The 19573-nt window shown below is 39.5% G+C and carries 6 protein-coding genes; 2 read left to right on the top strand and 4 right to left on the bottom strand.

The window, feature by feature from the left end; genetic code table 11:
- Window positions 1–3 precede the first annotated feature (3 nt).
- Window positions 4–3516 carry a GAF domain-containing sensor histidine kinase gene (locus H6G08_RS00130; RefSeq protein WP_242046027.1) on the bottom strand — a complete coding sequence of 1171 codons (3513 nt, stop codon included), beginning with the start codon at window positions 3514–3516 and terminating at the stop codon, window positions 4–6.
- Between the two features lie 431 nt (window positions 3517–3947).
- On the opposite strand from H6G08_RS00130, the gene H6G08_RS00125 reads away from it, so the two are divergent.
- On the top strand, window positions 3948–4373 hold the full coding sequence (locus tag H6G08_RS00125; RefSeq protein WP_190538279.1) for a hypothetical protein: 426 nt from the start codon (window positions 3948–3950) through the stop codon (window positions 4371–4373).
- A gap of 7 nt (window positions 4374–4380) precedes the next feature.
- On the opposite strand, the gene H6G08_RS00120 is transcribed toward H6G08_RS00125, so the two are convergent.
- Window positions 4381–10356, bottom strand: a complete 5976-nt coding sequence (locus H6G08_RS00120; protein ID WP_190538278.1) for a trifunctional serine/threonine-protein kinase/ATP-binding protein/sensor histidine kinase — start codon at window positions 10354–10356, stop codon at window positions 4381–4383.
- Between the two features lie 253 nt (window positions 10357–10609).
- Window positions 10610–16810, bottom strand: coding sequence for an ATP-binding sensor histidine kinase (locus H6G08_RS00115; RefSeq protein WP_190538277.1), 6201 nt, complete (start codon window positions 16808–16810; stop codon window positions 10610–10612).
- Window positions 16811–17049: 239 nt separating this feature from the next.
- Between H6G08_RS00115 and H6G08_RS00110 the strand changes: the two genes are divergently transcribed.
- Window positions 17050–19188 (top strand): single-stranded-DNA-specific exonuclease RecJ, encoded by a 2139-nt coding sequence (locus H6G08_RS00110; RefSeq protein WP_190538276.1) that lies wholly within the window; start codon window positions 17050–17052, stop codon window positions 19186–19188.
- Between the two features lie 62 nt (window positions 19189–19250).
- Here H6G08_RS00110 and psb30 read toward each other — a convergent pair whose 3' ends face one another.
- Window positions 19251–19373 carry a photosystem II reaction center protein Ycf12/Psb30 gene (gene psb30, locus H6G08_RS00105; protein ID WP_096642123.1) on the bottom strand — a complete coding sequence of 41 codons (123 nt, stop codon included), beginning with the start codon at window positions 19371–19373 and terminating at the stop codon, window positions 19251–19253.
- Window positions 19374–19573: the final 200 nt, after the last annotated feature.

The raw sequence follows: 19573 nt of genomic DNA, 5'->3' as shown, positions 1-19573 counted from the left end.
CAATTAAACTTTTTGCAATGGTTTGATGGGAATTTCAATGAAAAACTCTGTTCCCTGATCTGGTTTAGAGACACAGCGAATTTGACCTTGATGTTTTTCTACGATGATTTGATGACTAATAGATAAGCCTAATCCCGTACCTTTACCAACTTCCTTGGTGGTATAGAAGGGTTCAAAAATGTGCGATCGCACTTCTTCGGGAATTCCTAAACCATCATCAGCTATTTTAATTAAAATTTGTTGATTCACTATCTGGGTACTAATCCAAATCGTTAAAGGAATTTCGGGACAAGGTTTTGATAAATCTAAATACTTTTGTTTGATAGCATGATACTTATCTTCTAAGGCATCAATGCTGTTACTTAAAATATTCATTAGCACTTGATTAAGTTGTGCTGGATAGCATTCTACTAAAGGTAAATCGCCATATTCTTGGATAAGTTTAATAGCTGGTCGCTCTGAGTTATTTTTAAATCTATGCGCTAATATTAGTAAAGTGCTATTCAAGCCTTCATGAATATCGACTGATTTTAATCCAGCCTCATCTGTACGAGAAAAATTGCGCAGTGACAAGACAATTTGATGAATTCGTTCTGTTCCAATATTCATGGATTCTATAGTTTTTGGCAAATCTTGGAGAATAAAATCTAGTTCTTGCTGCTCAATTTTATTGTGAATATCAGGCAGTAAAAAATCATGCTCTCGATAAATATTAATAACCTTAATTAATTCTTGTATATATTCATTTAAATAAGTCAGATTCCCAAAAATAAAAGTAACAGGATTATTAATTTCATGGGCAACTCCCGCAATGAGTTGTCCTAATCCAGCCATTTTTTCACCCTGAATCAATCGCGATTGCGTTTGTTTTAATTCTTGTAAAGCTTGAGTCAATTCTAGGGTTTGACGTTTAGTTTGTTCGAGTAATTCCCCTTGTTGAATAGCAATTCCTAATTGTACGCCTACTTGAGCTAGTAAATTAATTTCTTCATCTTTCCAATAGCGAGGTTGGGAATTTTGATAAGCTACTAACAATCCCCATAATTGCTCGCCTTGGCGAATGGGTACAAAAGTTTCGTTGCGTGGAAGTTCGTTATCATCATCTGTATTCACAAAACTTTCTATTGGTATTGTTGGCGCTTGAATAAAGGGTTTCCAACCATCTTTAAAGGAATCTGCGACAAATTTACCGCTCCAATCAGAGTTAAACCGATAGATAGCAACTCGCTCAACTTCTAGTAATTCTAGTACAGCTTGAGTTGTGGTTTTAAAAATAGTTTGAATATCGAGGGATTGACGGATTTTATCAATGGTTGCAGCTAGAAGTTTTTGCCGTTCCATTGCTTTATCGCGCTCGGTAGCTTCTGCTAGTTGAGCGGCTTGATTTTGAAATTTCTTTAAATAAGAATCTTGTTTTAAAGCTACTCCTAACTGCTCGGATATTTGATTGACAAATTCAATTTCTGAAGGTTGCCAATAACGAGGTGCATCGCATTGATGAATACAAAGTAATCCCCAAAGTTCGCCTTGCTTTAATAAAGGAGCGACCATATTAGCGCGGACTTGAAATCTTTCCAAAATCTGCATATAGCAGTTCTTTAATTCTCCTTCGTAAATATCAGCAATTGTATGTACTCTGCCTTGGAGATACAGATGTGCAAATTTGTTGCTAAAACAGCGATCGTAAACTTTTTCTTTAATTGCTGAAGTCAAATCGGCAGCGATATCTTCATAGATAACTTCTCCTTCCCAGTCTTGTTGAGGGTCAAATTTAAATATTGCTACTCGGCTGGCTTTAAGTAATTGTCGTACTTCTTTAACAGAAGTTTGAAAAATTTTATCTAAATCTAAAGACTCGCGGATTTTGGCAATCACGCTAGTTAATGTTTTTTGTTGCTCTGCTTGGTATCTTGCATCTACTAAAAGTTCGTTATGTTGTAAAGCCACGCCTAAATTCTCGGCAACTTGGCTAACAAATTCAATTTCAGTAGTTTGCCAGTTGCGAGGATTACTGCATTGATGGACGCACAAAAACCCCCATAAAATCCCTCGTTTTTGCAACGGTACTATTAAATTAGCACGGACTTGAAATTTTGCTAAAATATCGATATGACATTGACTCATTTCCCCATCATAAATATCTGCAACAGCTTGAATTTTACCTTGTTGATAGCGCTCGACAAACTGTTTGCCAAAACAGTGGTCGTAAACTTTAATGGTGATAATTGGCAGCCAATTAGGTGCAACATCTTCAGAAATAAATTCTCCTTCCCAACCTTTTTGCGGCTCGAAACAAAAAATTGCGACTCGGTCGGCTTGCAACATTTGTCGCACTTCTTTAACTGTAGTTTGGAAGATAGTATCTAAATCTAGAGATTCGCGAATGCGAGTAATAACGCTGGTTAAAGTTTGTTGTTGCTCTGCTTGATATTTAGCTTGCAGTAGTAACTGATGGTGGCGCAAGGCTACGCCAATTTGTGTGCCAATTTTTATAAGTGATTCGACTTCATAAGATTGCCATTCTCTAGTTGTAGAATTTTGATAAGCTGCAAGCACTCCCCATAATTGCTCGCCCTGAAGAATGGGAACCGTGGCGAAAGATTTAGCTTGAAATTGCTCTAATAAAATAACGTGACAATCTGATAATCCTGCTTGATAAATATCATTGACGGTAAATGTATGATTATGAGCGTAGCGTCCCCCTTGATTTTGCTGTAAATAAGTATCGCTAATCACAGTATCTACACCAACCAAAGGCGTCCAACCTTCCGTAAATGATTCAGCAACAAAGTTACCCGTCCAGTCTTCATTAAAGCGAAAAACGGCAACCCGGTCAGCTTGGAGAAGTTCCCGGATCGCTTGGGTTGTCATAGTAAAAATACTTTCGATATCCAACGGGGAACGAATTTGATCGACAATCTGAGCAATAACGCGATCGCGCTGGGCTGCTTGTGCTAATTTTGTCGCTTGGAGTTGTACTTCCTGTAGATGCTGGGCTTGTTGAATTGCAACAGTTAAATGATTAGCAATTTGGCGAATAAATTCAATTTCTGATTCTTTCCATTGACGCGGTTCGCTACACTGATGAATACACAGCAAACCCCACACTTGTTTATCTTTTAACAGGGGAACAACTAAGTTGGCGCGGACTTGAAATTTACTTAAAATCTCTACATGACAATTACTCAGTTCAGCTGCAAAAATATCAGCAACCGCCTGTACTCGCCCTTGTTGATATTGAACCGCAAATTTTTCGCCAAAACAGCGATCGTAAACTTTAGCGGCGATAACTGATTCCCAGCCAGAAGCAACTTCTTCGCAAATAAATTCACCTTCCAAATTTTTTTGACTATCGAAGCGAAAAACGGCAACACGATCGGCATTGAGCAATTGGAGTACAGATGTTACCGTAGTTTGAAAAATCGTTTCTAAGTCTAAAGATTCGCGAATGCGCACAATCACACTAGCCAAAGCTTTTTGTTGCTCTAGTTGTTCCTGTAGGTCAGTATTTGACATAAAATGTTGATTTGCCGCAGAAGTTGAATTGAGTTCCATTGCTCCAAAAAGTGGGAATAGCTGATAAATATATGGTTATCAAAATTCGCTAATTTCTCAGCCTTAATCGCTAAAAAATGCCAAATATAGCAATTTTTTTGATTGCAAAAGCAGATGCTTATACCAATCCTCCAAAATTCAGCAACGCATCTAAACTCAGAAAACCCTTCCAGATATGGCTTTTTGAATTTTGAATTTTGAATTTTGAATTTTGAATTGGTATTACCTGTATAATTCCCATTTATTCAGTAGGAAATTTAAATAGCCAACGAAAATATACAAAGGCGGATTCGGGCTAGGTAAGGATTTTTTTGTGAATTGGGGAAAATCTGCTGAGGCTTGAAAGCAGTTTACTGGATTATGATTTTAGTCACGTAATTATACTATGTGTTATGTCTAAACTACTGCCAGTTGCCTTAGCTGCCGTGACTGTTCTGGTTACCTCAACTAATCACCCTAGCTCCACTTTAGCAGGAACTTGTGCTTCTAAATGCGGCCCGAAACCAATTCAATTTACCCCTGGTCAATCTATCCGCTTAGAGGTAGTAAATAGAACATTGGGGATAGTCAAACTGGAAAAGCTCCAAGGAACCGATCCGATTCCCTTACGTCCGGGACAGGAATTGCAATTTTTTCAAGGTGACGAGATTCAGCCAAAACTTTCTCTAGCCTTCTGGGATGATATGGGATTACCACTACAAGCGACAATTTCTAAACCGGACTTTGCTACCTTACGAGTGGAATTGCGGCCTGGGAAACGTAACCCAGGCGATCGCGCTTTGAATATGCTCAGTGATGGGCGAATTAACGTGTATTAATTAGCAGTTAAGCTTTGATGGGAATAGCGATCGCAAATTCTGTTCCCTCTCCCAAAACAGAATTAACTTCTATGCTACCGCCGTGTTTTTCTTCAATCAGTTGTCGGGCGATCGCCAATCCTAACCCCGTACCTTTACCGACTCCCTTAGTCGTAAATAAATGGTCAAAGATTTTGGCTTGGACTTCTGCACTCATGCCTTTACCGTTATCGCGGATTTTAATGTAAACTTGGTTGGCGATCGCTTCTGTAGAGATAGTAATTTTTTGAGGATGAGCTTGCAATTCATTAAAGCTGAGAGTTGCAGCCATTTCATCAAACATATCAATGGCGTTGGCTAAAATATTCATAAATACTTGATTTAATTGACCGGGGAAGCATTCAATTAGTGGTATATCCCCATATTCTTGCTCGATAGCGATCGCCGGACGGTGTTCGTTACCTTTGAGACGATATTTTAAAATGAGTAGGGTGCTATCAATCCCTTCATGGAGATTAGCCATGACTTTGCGATCGGTATCAGCACGGGAGAAGGTACGCAGACTATGACTAATCAATTTAATGCGGTTGGTTGCTCCCTTCATCGCTTCCAGAAGTTTTGGTAAATCTGCAATCAAAAATTCCAAATCAATATTTTCGGCGTTGTCTTGAATTGGTGTATTTGGTTGAGGATATTGTTGTTGATATAGTTCTAGATGTCCTAGTAAGTCTTTGACATAATCTTGAGCGTTATTAATACTACCATTTAAAAAACCAATGGGATTATTTACCTCATGGGCAACACCTGCAACTAAATTACCTAAAGATGCCATTTTTTCATTTTGAACTATTTGCAATTGGGATTGATTTAAATCTAAAAGTGCTTGTTTGAGTTGTTGCGTTTTTTGTTGTCGATGGTGAGATTCTAGGGTGAGGGCGATTAAATTCGCAATTGAACTAATAAAATTTTGTTCGGCTGAAGTCCAATTACGTTTTTCACCCACTTGTTCGCAACAAATAACGCCACCGATGCTACCATCTACTTGAAAACTAGCATCTAGCATAGATGAAATATTGAACATATCTAGATAACCATGCCTAAATTCACAGGTGCGGGGGTCGGTTAAAGCATCATCTGCGGCGATAATTGGTTGAGATTTAATTGCTAGGAAATAGGCAGGATAATCTGCTATTTTTAGTTGCCAGCCTTGTGAATGTTCTAGACAAGAAAGTTGGCATAAATCTACACAAGTAATTTTCGTATGCTGTTCATCAAATAGCCATACACTTACCCGTTCTATTTGTAAAGTTTGGGCAGTAATTTCTGTTAATTCTCGGAAAGCTGTACTCAAATTTCCTTGACTAATAGCTTGACTTTGCGACAGTTGCAGCAAGGCTAAAGCTTGTTTTTGTAATGCTTGTTCATCTTGCATTAGCTGCTTTTGAGTGGTTTCTAATATTTGCAGCGATTGTTCTAACTGTTGGGCATAATTTTGAGATTTTTCATATAATCGCGCATTTTCCAGAGAAATAGCCGCTTGAATACAGAGAAAATTGAGAATGAGAAGGCGATCGCTCGTAAATACGCCACTGGTGGTAGAATTCTGCAAATACAAAATGCCAATTAAATATCCGTGATTGAGAATTGGTAAGCATAGCAGACTTTTTGGGAGTTGCTGCTGTAAATATTCATCAATTATCGGTAAATCGGTTTTGAGTTCGTCAATCATCACCACTTCTTGGGTATTTTTGACGTACTGAATTAGCTTGACAGGAACTTTGGAATTACCTTCTAGGGTTTGAGAACAAAGTTCTGCGGTTTCGGGGGTGACAATAGCCTTCACTTCAAATACCGCATCATTGTTGCGTAAAATTAAGGCACAGCGATCGCCCCCAGAATGTTGGAGAATAATTTGTGTTAGTTGCCAAATTAATTCATCTAGTTGAATTTTACTCGCCAAACTGTGAGAAGCTTTCAGCACAGTAGTCAAATCTAGCCGATGATTGAGACTAGAACTAGAATTACCACTAGTGGCACTAGAAGCATGAATTGACAACTGAGAATTGTAAATCATCCCCAAGGTTTCCAATGGGTTGGAAATGGGCGTTACCTGCTGCAAAATCGGGCGGAGTAAATCAGGATAGCGCTGTTCTAAATCGTCGGTTTTGGCTTTGGCTCCCCACCGGGCGTAGCAGTAGTAAGCTTCTTGCATGTAAGTTGTCGCTATCTTATCTTTACCCCAGTTAAGGTAGAATTTGGCTGCTAATTCATTGGCTAAAGCCTCTGCTTGCAACCATTCATGTGCTTTAGCTTGGGTAATAGCGCGATCGTAATTATCTATTGCTGCTAACAAATCCCCAGAAACTCGACAACTTTCTGCTGTCACTAAACAGCACAGATGCAGAAAATTTCCCGGATTATTTTCTGCCCAAACTGTTAATTGTTGTTGATATTGGCAAATTTTCTGCCAACAATTAGGCTTTTCGGCTTCTGTAAGTTGGGGATAACGGGCTAGCAGTAAAAGTGCATGAATAAAACAATGATGTACGTATGGTAATAATCCCTGGGGCGCAACATTGATAATTTCAGCTTCGGCTTGTTCGCTATAATTAAATGCAGCCTCTAGCTGTTCGCAAACTAAAAGTAGTTGGCTTTTGAGGATATTATAAATACAAATTACTTGCCAGTTTTTATGTGTCCGGCAATCTTCTAAATAATTAGCTTCGTCAATTGCAAATTTTATCCCCATAAATTCAGTGATAATAATTTGCCCGCCAATAAACAAATCAATTGCCCACTGATTTTTATATTTTTGACTAAAAGCCAAAGATTCGGCAATTTCTGTCAATAGTTGTTCGAGATGAATACTTTGATAAAAGCGACAATACATATTATGCCCAAAGGCATAGGCGGCATATTGTAAATTACTCGATGCTAAACCGACTTGATAGGATGATAGATAATCTTCGCTAGCTGTATGTAATGGATGAGACCAATGTCTTAAGGAACTACCAATCATTAAATAAGCTACACTCTCCGCAGATTTATTATTAAATACCTGCATTAACTTGAGGGTAACATCGAGCAATTCCCCCGTACCTTGATAATTATTCAGTGCATATCCGCGCAAACCGCCAAAAGCCGGATAAATATAGCCAATTTCTGGACTATTGCCATATTTTAAACATAAATTTACCGCCTTAGCACAAATCACCGACCAAAGTTTTTGGTGAGAACGATAGGTTGGCGGCCCCATGCTAATTAATAGCTTGATGCCCATTTTTTGCTCTGGTTGGGTGACAATCGGTAAATCTAGCAAAGCTGAAAAAGTGCGATCGCTTAAGGTGTCTTGAATCATCGCTAATTCTGCATCTCGTACCCGCTCAAAATCTGTTTCTGGGAGATGAATATTCACTAAAGCCAATGCTTCTCTCCCGGCTTGAATTGCTTCGGGATACTTGGCTTGTAGAGTGTATTGGACAATCGCCAGATTATATACTTCGGCTTTTTCTAAAGGTGCTTTTGCCCTATTTAAAGTCTGTTGTAGCCAAGATTCTGCTTGAGCGAAATTGCCGTTTAAATATTCAATTTCGGTACGTTCTTTAAATAAAGCCAAACTTAAATTATCATAACGTTCCCAGCAGTTCTCCGGCAAAAGTTCTATGCCCGCAGTAATATATTTTAAAGCCCCGGCATATGCTGTTGCAGCTTTGGCTTTTGTTCCTGCCAATAAATTCAGCTTGGCTAATTCGATTTTTTGCGATATGGTACTAATTAATGTTTGCCCAAGATTTAAATGATTAACGATTTCAAAAATCCGTTCTTCAATTTCTTTGGGTGATAATTTTTCTAATAACAAAGTACCAATATCAAAATGGGTAGCTTGCTTTTGGGCTGGTGCAATTAGAGAATAAGCTGCTTGTTGAATGCGATCGTGTAAAAAACGATAGGCTACATTTTCGATATTGCGCTTATTAGTTTCTGGCTGCTGATAATTGACATAAAATTTATATAATTGACTTTGCGGAATAATCAGCCCTTCTTGCAAAGCTGTCCATAAATCTGACGCCACATCGGCTGCTGAATATTCGCAAACAATCGCTAAAGTATCTAAATCAAAAGAGTTACCAATACAAGCAGCTAACTTGAGGATATTTTGTGTTTCTGAGGGTAGCTTTTGTAACTGTTGGGCAATAAATTCTACTACATCATCAGTTAGGGATAGGGCTTTAATTTGAGCAATATCGCATTCCCAATACCATTGATAATGATTAAAGGTAATTTGTCCATCTTCATATAAAGCTTTGAGGAATTGGGTGATAAAAAAAGGATTACCTTGAGTTTTAGCGGTAATTAATTCGCTTAAAGGATGCGCTCTCTTTGTTGCACAATGTAAGGTATCAGCTACCAACTGATTTGTATCATTCCAAGTTAAGGGGGCGAGGCTAATAATATTCACAGTTTTACCCGATTTGTGCAATTCCTCTACCATCAAACTAAAGGGATGTGTGGGAGAGACTTCATTATGCCGATAAGCCCCCAATAACAGTAAATATTGCCGATCCTCCATCAGCAGTTTAATTAACTGTAGAGAAGCTAAATCTGCCCACTGTAAGTCATCCAAAAATATGACTAAGGGATGTTGTTTTTTGGTGAATACAGCAATAAAATTTTGAAACAGTAAGTTAAACCGATTCTGGGCAGCGTTTCCCGATAATTCGGCTGCGGGTGGTTGTTTACCAATAATTTTTTCAAGTTCGGGAATCACCTCGACAATTACCTGAGCATTTTCTCCCAACGCCGCCAAAATTTGCTCGCGCCATTGCTTTAACTTCGCATCTGATTCTGATAATAATTGTCCCATTAAATCGCGCAAGGCTTGAACAAAAGCACTGAAGGGAATATTACGATTAAATTGGTCAAATTTACCTTTAATAAAATACCCTTTTTGCCTGGTAATGGGTTTGTGGACTTCGTTAATAATCACCGTTTTCCCAATCCCGGAAAATCCCGCAACTAGCATCATTTCTGATGTGCCATTAGCAACCCGTTCAAAAGCTTGGAGTAAGGTATTAACTTCTGATTCGCGCCCATATAATTTTTCGGGGATGAGAAAGCGATCGCATATATCCCGTTGTGCAATTTGAAAGTTGCTAATTTCCCCTGTATCTTTAAGTTGGGCTAAACAAGTTTCTAAATCATGCTTTAATCCTAAAGCACTTTGATATCTATCTTCAGCATTTTTCGCCAGCAACTTCATGACAATATTCACCATTACTGGCGGTATTTCTGGATTGATAATTGCATTGGGTTGTTTAGCAAGATGACAATGTATTAATTCCAGGGGATCTTCACAATTAAATGGTAACTCCCCAGTCAATATTTCATAAAATGTCACGCCCAAAGCATAAAAATCGCTACGGTAATCTATACCGCGATTCATTCTTCCGGTTTGTTCGGGAGAAATATAAGCTAATGTCCCTTCTAAAACATTCGGACTTTTAATTTCTGTGGTTTCTTTAGGTAATAGGGAAGCGATACTAAAATCAATTAGTTGTACTTGTTTGGTTTGGGGGTTAATGAGAATATTGGCAGGTTTGATATCTTTATGAATTGCGCGCTTGTGGTGTAAATTATGCAGAATATTGGTTAATTGAATAGCAATACTGAAAAACTCTCTCAAGGATAAATCATGAATTTTAATATATTCCCGCAGAGAAATTTCTCCTGTATCTGCCATCACCAAAATATAACCATTGTTATATGTTTCTAAGGCTAATGGCTGCAAAATACCCGGAATTTGCAGAGATTTAGTAATAGTATATTGGTGGCGAAATTGGACTAATTCTTGGAAGTGGGGAAATTCACAAGCTAGAAGTTTGATGACTACTGCAACTCGATCTGATTCGCGAATAGCTCGATACACCTTAGTTCTCGCACCAGCATATATTTGCGAGCAAATTTGATATCCGGGAATCGTCGGATTGTAAGTTTCAGTCGTCATATCAACATCCCTTATAATAGAAGCTGGTGTTTGCCGTCTGAAATTAGTATTCCCAATTTTAGATTTGAGATTTGAGATTTTAAATAAAATCCACGCATCCAAAATTGGTTGACGGTTGACGCTTGACGGTTGACTGTTGACGGTTGACTGTTGACTATTGACTCTTAAGAGAGATTTTCATGCTCTCGTTATGCGATCGAGGGCATCTGTCTGAAAATTTCTTTAATACGCGAATTTTGAATTGTTCATGAGATTAATTGTTGATGGGAATAGCAATGATAAATTCTGTGCCTTCTCCTAACACAGAATTTACTTGAATGGTTCCGCCATGCTTATCTTCAACAATTTGGCGGGCGATCGCTAATCCTAATCCCGTACCTTTACCTACAGCTTTTGTAGTAAATAAATGGTCAAAAATTCGTGTTTTTACATCCTCACTCATGCCCTTAGCATTATCAGCAATTGATACGTAAAGCGTGTTATTTTCAATTGTCGTTCTCACAATGATTTTCTGCTGATTTAGCTTCATCTGGGCAAAACTCTGCCCAGCACAGGATTCATCTAAAGCATCAATAGCATTAGCCAAAATATTCATAAATACCTGATTAAGTTGCCCAGGAAAACAAGCAACTGTTGGTAAGTTAGCGTATTCCGTAACTACGGTAATTTCTGGACGTTGTGCGTTAGCTTTCAGGCGATGTTTAAGAATTAAAATTGTACTTTCAATGCCTTCATTAATGTTAAAGGGTACTTTATAATCCTTATCGGCACGGGAGAAAATTCTTAAACTCGTGCTGATATTTTTTAATCGCTCGCAAGCCATTACCATTGCATCGAGCATTTTGGGTAAGTCTTCTAAGCTATAATCCAAATCTATTTCTGCTGCATGTTCAAGAATTTCTGCCTGGGGATTGGGTAAAGTTTTTTGATATAACTCTAAGTGTTCGGTAATATCTGCCAAGATTGGTTTTGCTTGTTTGAGACTAGCAAAAATAAATCCTAGAGGATTATTCATTTCATGGGCTACCCCAGCCACTAAATTACCGAGTGCAGACATTTTTTCATTTTGGATCATTTGCAGTTGGGCTTGTTGCAGTTCTTGCAGGGCTGTTTCCAGTTCTTGGGATTTTTGCTTCAGTGCAGTTTCCGCTTGTTTACGCTCGCTAATATCGCGAATAATTGTTGATAGATATGCCAATTCACCGTTGGTATTTTTGTGCGCAATTATCACTTGCGATACCGGAATTTCATTTCCTCGATCGTCGAAAATAGCTGACTCACCACTCCAAGTTCCTTGGCTGATAGCGGTGGGAATAGCGATATTTTGGATGAAATCCATCGCTGGCGCTGGGGTAATAGCAGAAATATTAAATCCAGCTGGCATTTGCCAAACTCGCTCTCCGGCTGGATTAATGTAAAGACTATTACCATGAGCATCAGCAATACCCACAATATCTGGGGTAGCATTCACAATTGTTAGCAGTCGCTGTTGCTCTTGTTCTGCAAGTTTGCGATCGCTAATATCAATTACAATCCCATCCCATACCATTTCTCCATCTTCACCGCGTTCTGGCTGAGAAACCGCTTCTACCCATTTGATATTGCCATTAGGTGTAATAATCCGCCATTGATGTTGAAATGGGGTGAGATTTGCGGCTGATTCTAGAGTGAGGCGTAATATTTCAGATCTATCATCGGGATGTTCAAAATCACGTAAGCTGTATTTCCCTGAGAGCAAATCCTCTGCGGCTACTTCATAAAGATTTTGACAACCAGAACTGACGTAGGAAATAGAAGATGAACCATCGGCTTTCATTCGCAACTGATAAATCAATCCAGGAATATTATTTGCGAGTTTTTGAAAGCGGTTTTCGCTGAGGTGTAACTGTTCTAGAGATTGTTCTAACTTTTGCCCATAAATTTGCGAATTTTGATAAAGAAGGGCATTTTCTAGAGAAATTGCAGCTTGAGTACAGAGGAAGTTAAGAATTAAAATGCGATCGCTGCTAAATACACCTCTAGCGGAGTGATTTTTTAAATATAAAATGCCAATTAAATGTCCTTGATTGAGAATTGGCAAGCAAAGCAGGCTTTTTGGCTGTCTTTGATCTAAATATTCATCAATTACAGGTAAATCTGTTTTGAGTTCGTCAATTACCACCACTTCTTGGGTATTTTTGACGTACTGTATCAGCTTTAGCGGTAAGTTGGGATTCCCTTCTAACAGTTCGCTACAAAGTTCTGTAGTTTCAGATGTCGCAATGGCTCTTACCTGCCATTCTCCCTCACTGTTGGGTAAGATTAAAGCACAGCGATCGCCTCCAGAATGTTGCAGAATCATCCGAGTGAGTTGGTGCATTAATTCATCAAGTTGAATCGTACTCGATAGACTTTGGGAAGCTTTGAGAATCGCCGCAAAATCTAAAGCTGTATTCACGCTGGTGCCGGATAAAAGTTTAGTTGTGGTCGCGGTATGATGTGAGAAATTCAGCCCCGTCATCGAAGCTAGAGTTTCCAACGGATTCAAAGTGTGTGCTGCTTGCTGAAAAATGGGGCGCAGTAAATCGGGATAGCGATTTTCTAAATCCTCAGTTTTGGCTTTTGCACCCCAACGAGCATAACAATAGTAGGCTTCTTGCATATAAACGGCGGCTACCTTCTGTTTACCCCAATTTAGGTAAAATTTCGCTGCTAGTTCGTTGCTGATTGCTTCGTCTTGCAGATAACCGTGGGTTTTTGCACCATTAATCGCTAATTCATAATGCTCAATTGCCGCCGCAAATTGCCCTAGAATGCGATCGCGTTCTGCTGCTACTAGTTCCCAGCGATGTTGATGATTGAAGGGGGTACGAGTTGCCCAATTTTGGAGTTTTTCTTGATGGGTATTAACTCGCTCAAGAATCGCTAATTTTTTGTCAGCCTCAGCATCCTCATAAATTGCCAGATGAATTAAAGCATCATAAAATACTTGGATCGCAATCATCACATAGCCAATGCCGGCATCGCTGAATTCTTCTGCTATGGCTACTGCTTGCAAGGCTGCTTCGTATTCTCCAAACAGGTAATTCAGACTAGCTTGGCATAAAGAAAGATGAAATAATCCCCCGCGATCGCTCTTAGCTTGAAAATGAGGTAAGATTTGGCTGGCATCGAAGACTTTACCTTGTAAACAATAGGGAACTTCATTGTCACCCAATAAGTTAATAATTGTTTGCTGGTAACACTCATGATATTTTAGTGGTGCTTCTTGCTTGACTTGGCTGATAGCTTGGCGATAAGCCTCCATTTCTTTAGCCAAATCAGTTAATTCTCGACCGCTCCAATAACTATAATGTCCGTAGATCATTAAATTCAACGCTACGCATTCCCAGTCTCCGTTTTCTAGCCCATTTTGATAGCCTTCTAAAAGAGAGGGAATCGTGTGATGCAACGGTTCTTTCCAGTGGCGAATAAAGCTGTTGAAAATAAAGTAAGCCCTGCTTTTAAAGGCGTTCATTTGCAGCTTTTCTAATAACTTTAATCCCAGTTGTCCAAATTCATACCCAGCATCAATATCGCCCATGAAACTACAGAGCATCAATCCATAGTCTGCATAGGCAAAGATGGAAATCGGCGCATTCCCAAACAGGATAGAAATCTCAACTTCTTTAAAGACAAGTAGCGGTAACAGCGTCGGTGCGGCAATGTATGCAGCAGCCATCAGTTTTGTCAAAATTTGCATAACTGCAAGTTGCTGCGCATCGCTCATCGCTGGCAAATCTAGCAAACTCATGGGTGTACGCCCTTGCCAAAGTTGCCTTGTTTGCTCGGCAGTTGCACCAATATCTGCCATAGTTGGCTGTTGGGGAAATTCCACGCCGAGGGATTTTAGCACTTGTAACCCAGTCTCAACTACCTGCTGCAATTTACCTTGAGACCGCAATGCCATGATTTGAGTTTCATGGACTTTAATAGTATCGAGTAAAGAAGTCGCAGATTGCAAGACAATCTCACCCCATACTGCTAGCTTGTCAAAGTCTAAGTTCAGACAAGCTGCTTCTAAGCGCTCGTGATGCAAATTTAAGGTTAATGTGTATTGTGTTGCCCAAGCATCAGGGGGTAGTAAATCAATTGCTTGGGTAAAATATTTCACTGCCGCATCATAGGCGATCGCATTTTTGGCTTTACACCCAGCAATTAAATTTAGTCGCGCTATTTCTAGCTTTTTCTCTGGCTGGGTAACTAAATCAATGCCTGCATTTAAATGATTGACAATTTCAAATATATGTGAATCTAGTTGCTCGGCGGAAGTGTGAGATAGTAATAACTCCCCAATCCTCAAATGGGTTGCTGATTTATCCGCTTCTGCAATGAGTTTGTCAGCAGCTTGTTGAATGCGATCGTGGAGAAAGCGATAAGTTAAATTAACAGACTGCGTTTCTAGAGTTTGTGCGGCGTTTTCTACCTGAAAGAATTTATAAGTCTGACTGGTGGGTAAAATTAACCCCTCTTGCAAAGCTTTCCATAAAGCTGTAGCGGTATAAGTTGACGATTGTTGAGATGCGATCGCTAAGGTAGTTAAATTAAAAGTATTGCCGATACAAGCGGCTAATTTCAACACATTTTGGGTTTCTGGCGGCAATTTTTGCAATTGCAGTGCCATAAACTCTACTACATCATCGGTAAGAGATAAAGCGTTGATTTGCGCGATATCACATTCCCAATAACCTTGGTTACGATTAAAGGTAATTTGCCCATCTTCCGATAAAGCTTTGAGAAACTGGGTAATAAAAAAGGGGTTACCTTGGGTTTTACGGGCGATTAATTCTGTGAGAGGATGGGTTTGGGCGGTGGAACATTGCAAAGTATCCGCAACTAAGTGATTGATATCGCTTACAGCCAAGGGTTTCAGGGTAATTGTATGAATTGTTGTCCCCGCTTTCAGCAATTCCTCTACTGTCAGCATCAATGGGTGTGCTGGCGAAACTTCATTATCTCGGTAAGCACCCAACAACAGCAGATGTCCATTATCTGCCATCACTAGCTTAATTAAATGTAAAGATGCTAAATCTGCCCATTGTAAGTCATCGAGAAATATGACTAAGGGATGTTCTTTTGTAGTAAAAACAGAAATAAACTTTTGGAATAATAAATTAAAGCGATTTTGTGCGGCTGTTCCCGATAATTCTGGCGTTGGGGGTTGATTCCCAATAATGATTTCTAATTCGGGAATCACCTCAATTAAAACTTGCCCATTTTCGCCCAAAACATCCAAAAATTTGCTTTTCCATCCTTGGAGTTGGCTGTCAGACTCACATAACAATTGCCCGATTAAATCCCGCAAGGCTTGCACAAAAGCGGATAGGGGAATATTACGATTAAATTGATCGAATTTACCTTTGATAAAATACCCTTGCTGACGGGTAATGGGTTTGTGAACTTCATTGACTACCGCAGTTTTCCCAATACCCGAAAATCCCGCCACTAGCATTATTTCTGATGTGCCATTGGCGACACGTTCAAAGGCTTGCAATAAGGTGGTGACTTCTTGCTCTCGCCCATATAATTTTTCTGGGATTAGGAAGCGATCGCACGCATCCCTCTGCCCAATTGTAAAATATTGAATCTCGCCTGTATCTTGCAGTTGGGCTAAACAAGTTTCTAAATCATGCTTTAATCCCAAAGCACTTTGATATCTATCTTCGGCATTTTTCGCCATTAATTTCATCACAATCTCCGCAATTACCTGCGGGATATTTTCTCTACATTCCAAGCCAGTTGGTGTTTTCGCGATATGACAATGCAGCAGATCTAATGGATCTTCTGAGAGAAATGGCAACTCACCAGCTAATATTTCATATAAGGTAACACCAAGAGAATAAAAATCACTGCGATAATCTATTCCCCGATTCATTCTCCCTGTTTGCTCAGGAGAAATATAAGCTAAAGTTCCTTCTAAAACATGGGGATTGTTAATTTCTTGAGTTTCTTTGGGTAGTAAGGAAGCAATACTAAAATCTATTAATTGAATTTGTTTGGTTTGGCAGTTAATCAGTATATTTGCTGGTTTGATATCTTTATGAATTACGTTATTTTGGTGCAATGACTGAAGAATGTTAATTAATTGAATAGCAATTTGCAAGAATTCCCTTAAGGAGAGATTTGTAATTTTAATATATTCTCTTAAAGAAATTTCTCCTCCATCTTCCATCACTAAAATATAACCATTAGCATAATTTTCTAACGCTAATGGATGAACAATACCGGGAATACGCAGATTTTTACTGATGGTATATTGATTGCGAAATTGGAGTAATTCATTAAAGCTAGGAAATTGAGAATTCAGAAGTTTAATGACTACTGGAAGTCCATCCTGCTCGCGGATAGCTCGATATACACTCGTGCAAGAACTTGCATAAAGTTGAGAGCTAATTTGATAACCAGGAATAAGGGGTTTAAGATTCTCTGTAGCCATTTTTACTGACAAGATAATGTAAATTGATTTTTGCGTTTCTAGCCTTTGATAACGCTGAACTTACAAAAGTTGCTGTAAGCACGTTGAGACAAATTTATTATTCCCATGAATAAGTTGTTGACTAACGCTAAAGGCTGTAAGTCTTTTACATTTGTTAATTTAATGATGCAAATAACTAGCAAAATTGAGCAGTTTGCGCTATGAGTTATGAGGGTTAAGAATAACTTTTATTGTGAATTGTGCTAGACATTGCTCGCTCAGAAACGTCAAAACCTCACAGACGCTTACCTAATCAGCGTTGGCAAATTTACCCGCAAAAAACGGAATTTGCCCATAAATTGGCTTTATCCAGTCAAATATCACCTATTATTAGCCAGCTTTTAATTAACCGGGGTATTGAAAGCCTAGAAGCAGCAAAAGCTTTTTTAGATCCAGAATCTCTAGTTTTACCTGCGCCATTAGAAGAATTCCCAGATTTGGCGCTGAGTGTGGAGTTATTGCAAAATGCGATCGCCTCAGCAGAAAAAATTGCTATTTGCGGTGATTATGACGCGGATGGAATGACTAGCACCGCTTTACTATTGCGCAGTCTCCAGGCTCTAGGTGCTAAAGTTGATTATGCTATCCCCAGCCGGATGCATGATGGTTATGGCATTAATAAACGCATTGTGGAAGAATTCCACAGCGAAGGCGTAGGCTTAATTCTCACCGTTGATAATGGAATTTCCGCTTATGAACCCATCGCCAGAGCTAGAGAACTAGGATTAAAGGTAATTGTCACCGATCATCATGACATTCCCCAACAATTACCACCCGCAAATGCTATTCTCAACCCGAAATTAATCGCTGAATCTTCACCCTATCGCGGCGTTGCGGGTGTTGGTGTCGCTTATATTCTGGCGGTATCCCTAGCACAACAGCTAGGCGAAACTAGGGGTTTAGTTCAGCCGATGTTAGCATTATTTACCTTGGGCACGATCGCAGATTTGGCTCCCTTAACCGGCGTCAACCGTCGCTGGGTAAAACGCGGTTTACAGCTTTTACCTAAATCCCGGTTACCAGGGATACAGGCGTTGATTCAAATGGCGGGAGTTCAGGGGAGTGAAACAATTCAAAATTCAAAATTCAAAATTCAAAATTCAGAAGAACAAAATTCAGAAGAAGTTGATACCAATCCAAAATCTAAAATCCAAAATCCAAAATCGTTAAAGCCGGAGGATATTGGCTTTCGTTTGGGGCCGAGAATTAATGCGATCGGGAGAATTGGCGATCCGCAGATTGTAATTGATTTACTCACCACAGATGATATGGGAATCGCGCTGGAAAGAGCAATGCAGTGTGAATCGGTGAATCAACAGCGCCAGGAAATGTGTGAGCAAATTGAACAAGAAGCGATCGCTTATGTGGAAACTGAATTTATCGCATCACTCCCAGACGATCGCGTATTATTAGTTGTTCAGCCAAAGTGGCATCATGGTGTAATCGGAATTGTCGCTTCCCGTTTGGTAGAACGCTATGGCGTGCCTGTATTTATTGCTACTTATGAAGATGATACACACATTCGCGGTTCCGCCAGAGGAATTCCGGAATTTCACGTATTTGAAGCTTTACAAGCTTGTGACGATTTATTAGGTAAATATGGCGGACACAAAGCTGCTGGAGGATTTTCTTTATCTGTAGAAAATTTGGCAAAAATGCGATCGCGTTTAATTGAATTTGCAAATCAATGCTTAGAACCCCAGCACCTCAAGCCATTATTGAAAATTGACACCCAAGTCAATTTTAGTGAAATCAATTACCAGCTTTACCAACAGATCAATGCTTTGCATCCCTGCGGTATCGATAATCCCGATCCAGTCTTCTGGACGCCGAATGTGCAAGTAGTCGAACAGCAAATAGTTGGGAAAGGACATATCAAACTCACACTTGCCCAAACTATCGACGGACAACAGTATAAAATTAAAGCGATCGCTTGGCGGTGGCGCGACTACTACCCCCTACCCCCGCGAGTCGATATTGCTTATAAATTGCGAGAAAATAACTTTAATGGCAATACCACCATTGAAATGGAACTTATAGGACTGCGCCTAACAACCCAGTCTCACCTATTTGGAACTTCCTCACCCCGTCCCTTAAAAACCACCTTTGAGTACAAACAACGCCAGTACAGTTGTGGTATTTTTCACCCAGGTTCCTTACCAGAACTGAGAATTAAAAATCCTGAAGGCAAAGTTTTAGTGATGCAACCAGGACATACAATTGGTTTACTCGGCAATAGCCGTGAAGATGCCCAAGAAATTGATATCTGTCAACCACAGTATGACAACATCATTCAAGCCGCACTTCAGGCTTTATCCGTACTGCACAATCAATCCTGAATTTTCAGACATCGAACCTCAGAGCAGCTTGAGCTGCTCTGAACTTCAGTAACGCAGTACTATTACAGATCGCCGTTACGAAATGCTAGGACAAAGATTACAGCTGGCCCAGCAAGGACAATGAGACCAACAAAAAGTAGTTGAAAAATAACTTCCCAATTGATATTGGCTAGAGCCTCAAACATGTTATCCTCCCGATTGTCTTAAAAAATTCAATAACGTCAAATTGCAAAACCCGCAATCGATCATATCCGGCGAAGGAGCGTCAGATTTAATTTACTTAACAAAATTATAGAAAAAAACACAAAAATGTAAGGTGAGGGGCTAGGGGCTAGGGAGTAGAGGGGGACAAGGAGGACAAGGGAGACAAGGGGGACAAGGAAGA

This window comes from Calothrix anomala FACHB-343 (assembly GCF_014696435.1).
GTDB lineage: Bacteria > Cyanobacteriota > Cyanobacteriia > Cyanobacteriales > Nostocaceae > Aulosira > Aulosira anomala_A.
Note: the sequence above shows the minus strand (reverse complement) of the source record. Positions and strands in the feature narration are given on the sequence as shown.

Bases quoted from the DNA above. Each gene is read 5' to 3' on its own strand.
- H6G08_RS00130 (WP_242046027.1), bottom strand. From the start codon at position 3,516: ATGTCAAATACTGACCTACAGGAACAACTAGAGCAACAAAAAGCTTTG.
- psb30 (WP_096642123.1), bottom strand. From the start codon at position 19,373: ATGTTTGAGGCTCTAGCCAATATCAATTGGGAAGTTATTTTTCAACTA.
- H6G08_RS00120 (WP_190538278.1), bottom strand. From the start codon at position 10,356: ATGACGACTGAAACTTACAATCCGACGATTCCCGGATATCAAATTTGC.
- H6G08_RS00115 (WP_190538277.1), bottom strand. From the start codon at position 16,810: ATGGCTACAGAGAATCTTAAACCCCTTATTCCTGGTTATCAAATTAGC.
- H6G08_RS00125 (WP_190538279.1), top strand. From the start codon at position 3,948: ATGTCTAAACTACTGCCAGTTGCCTTAGCTGCCGTGACTGTTCTGGTT.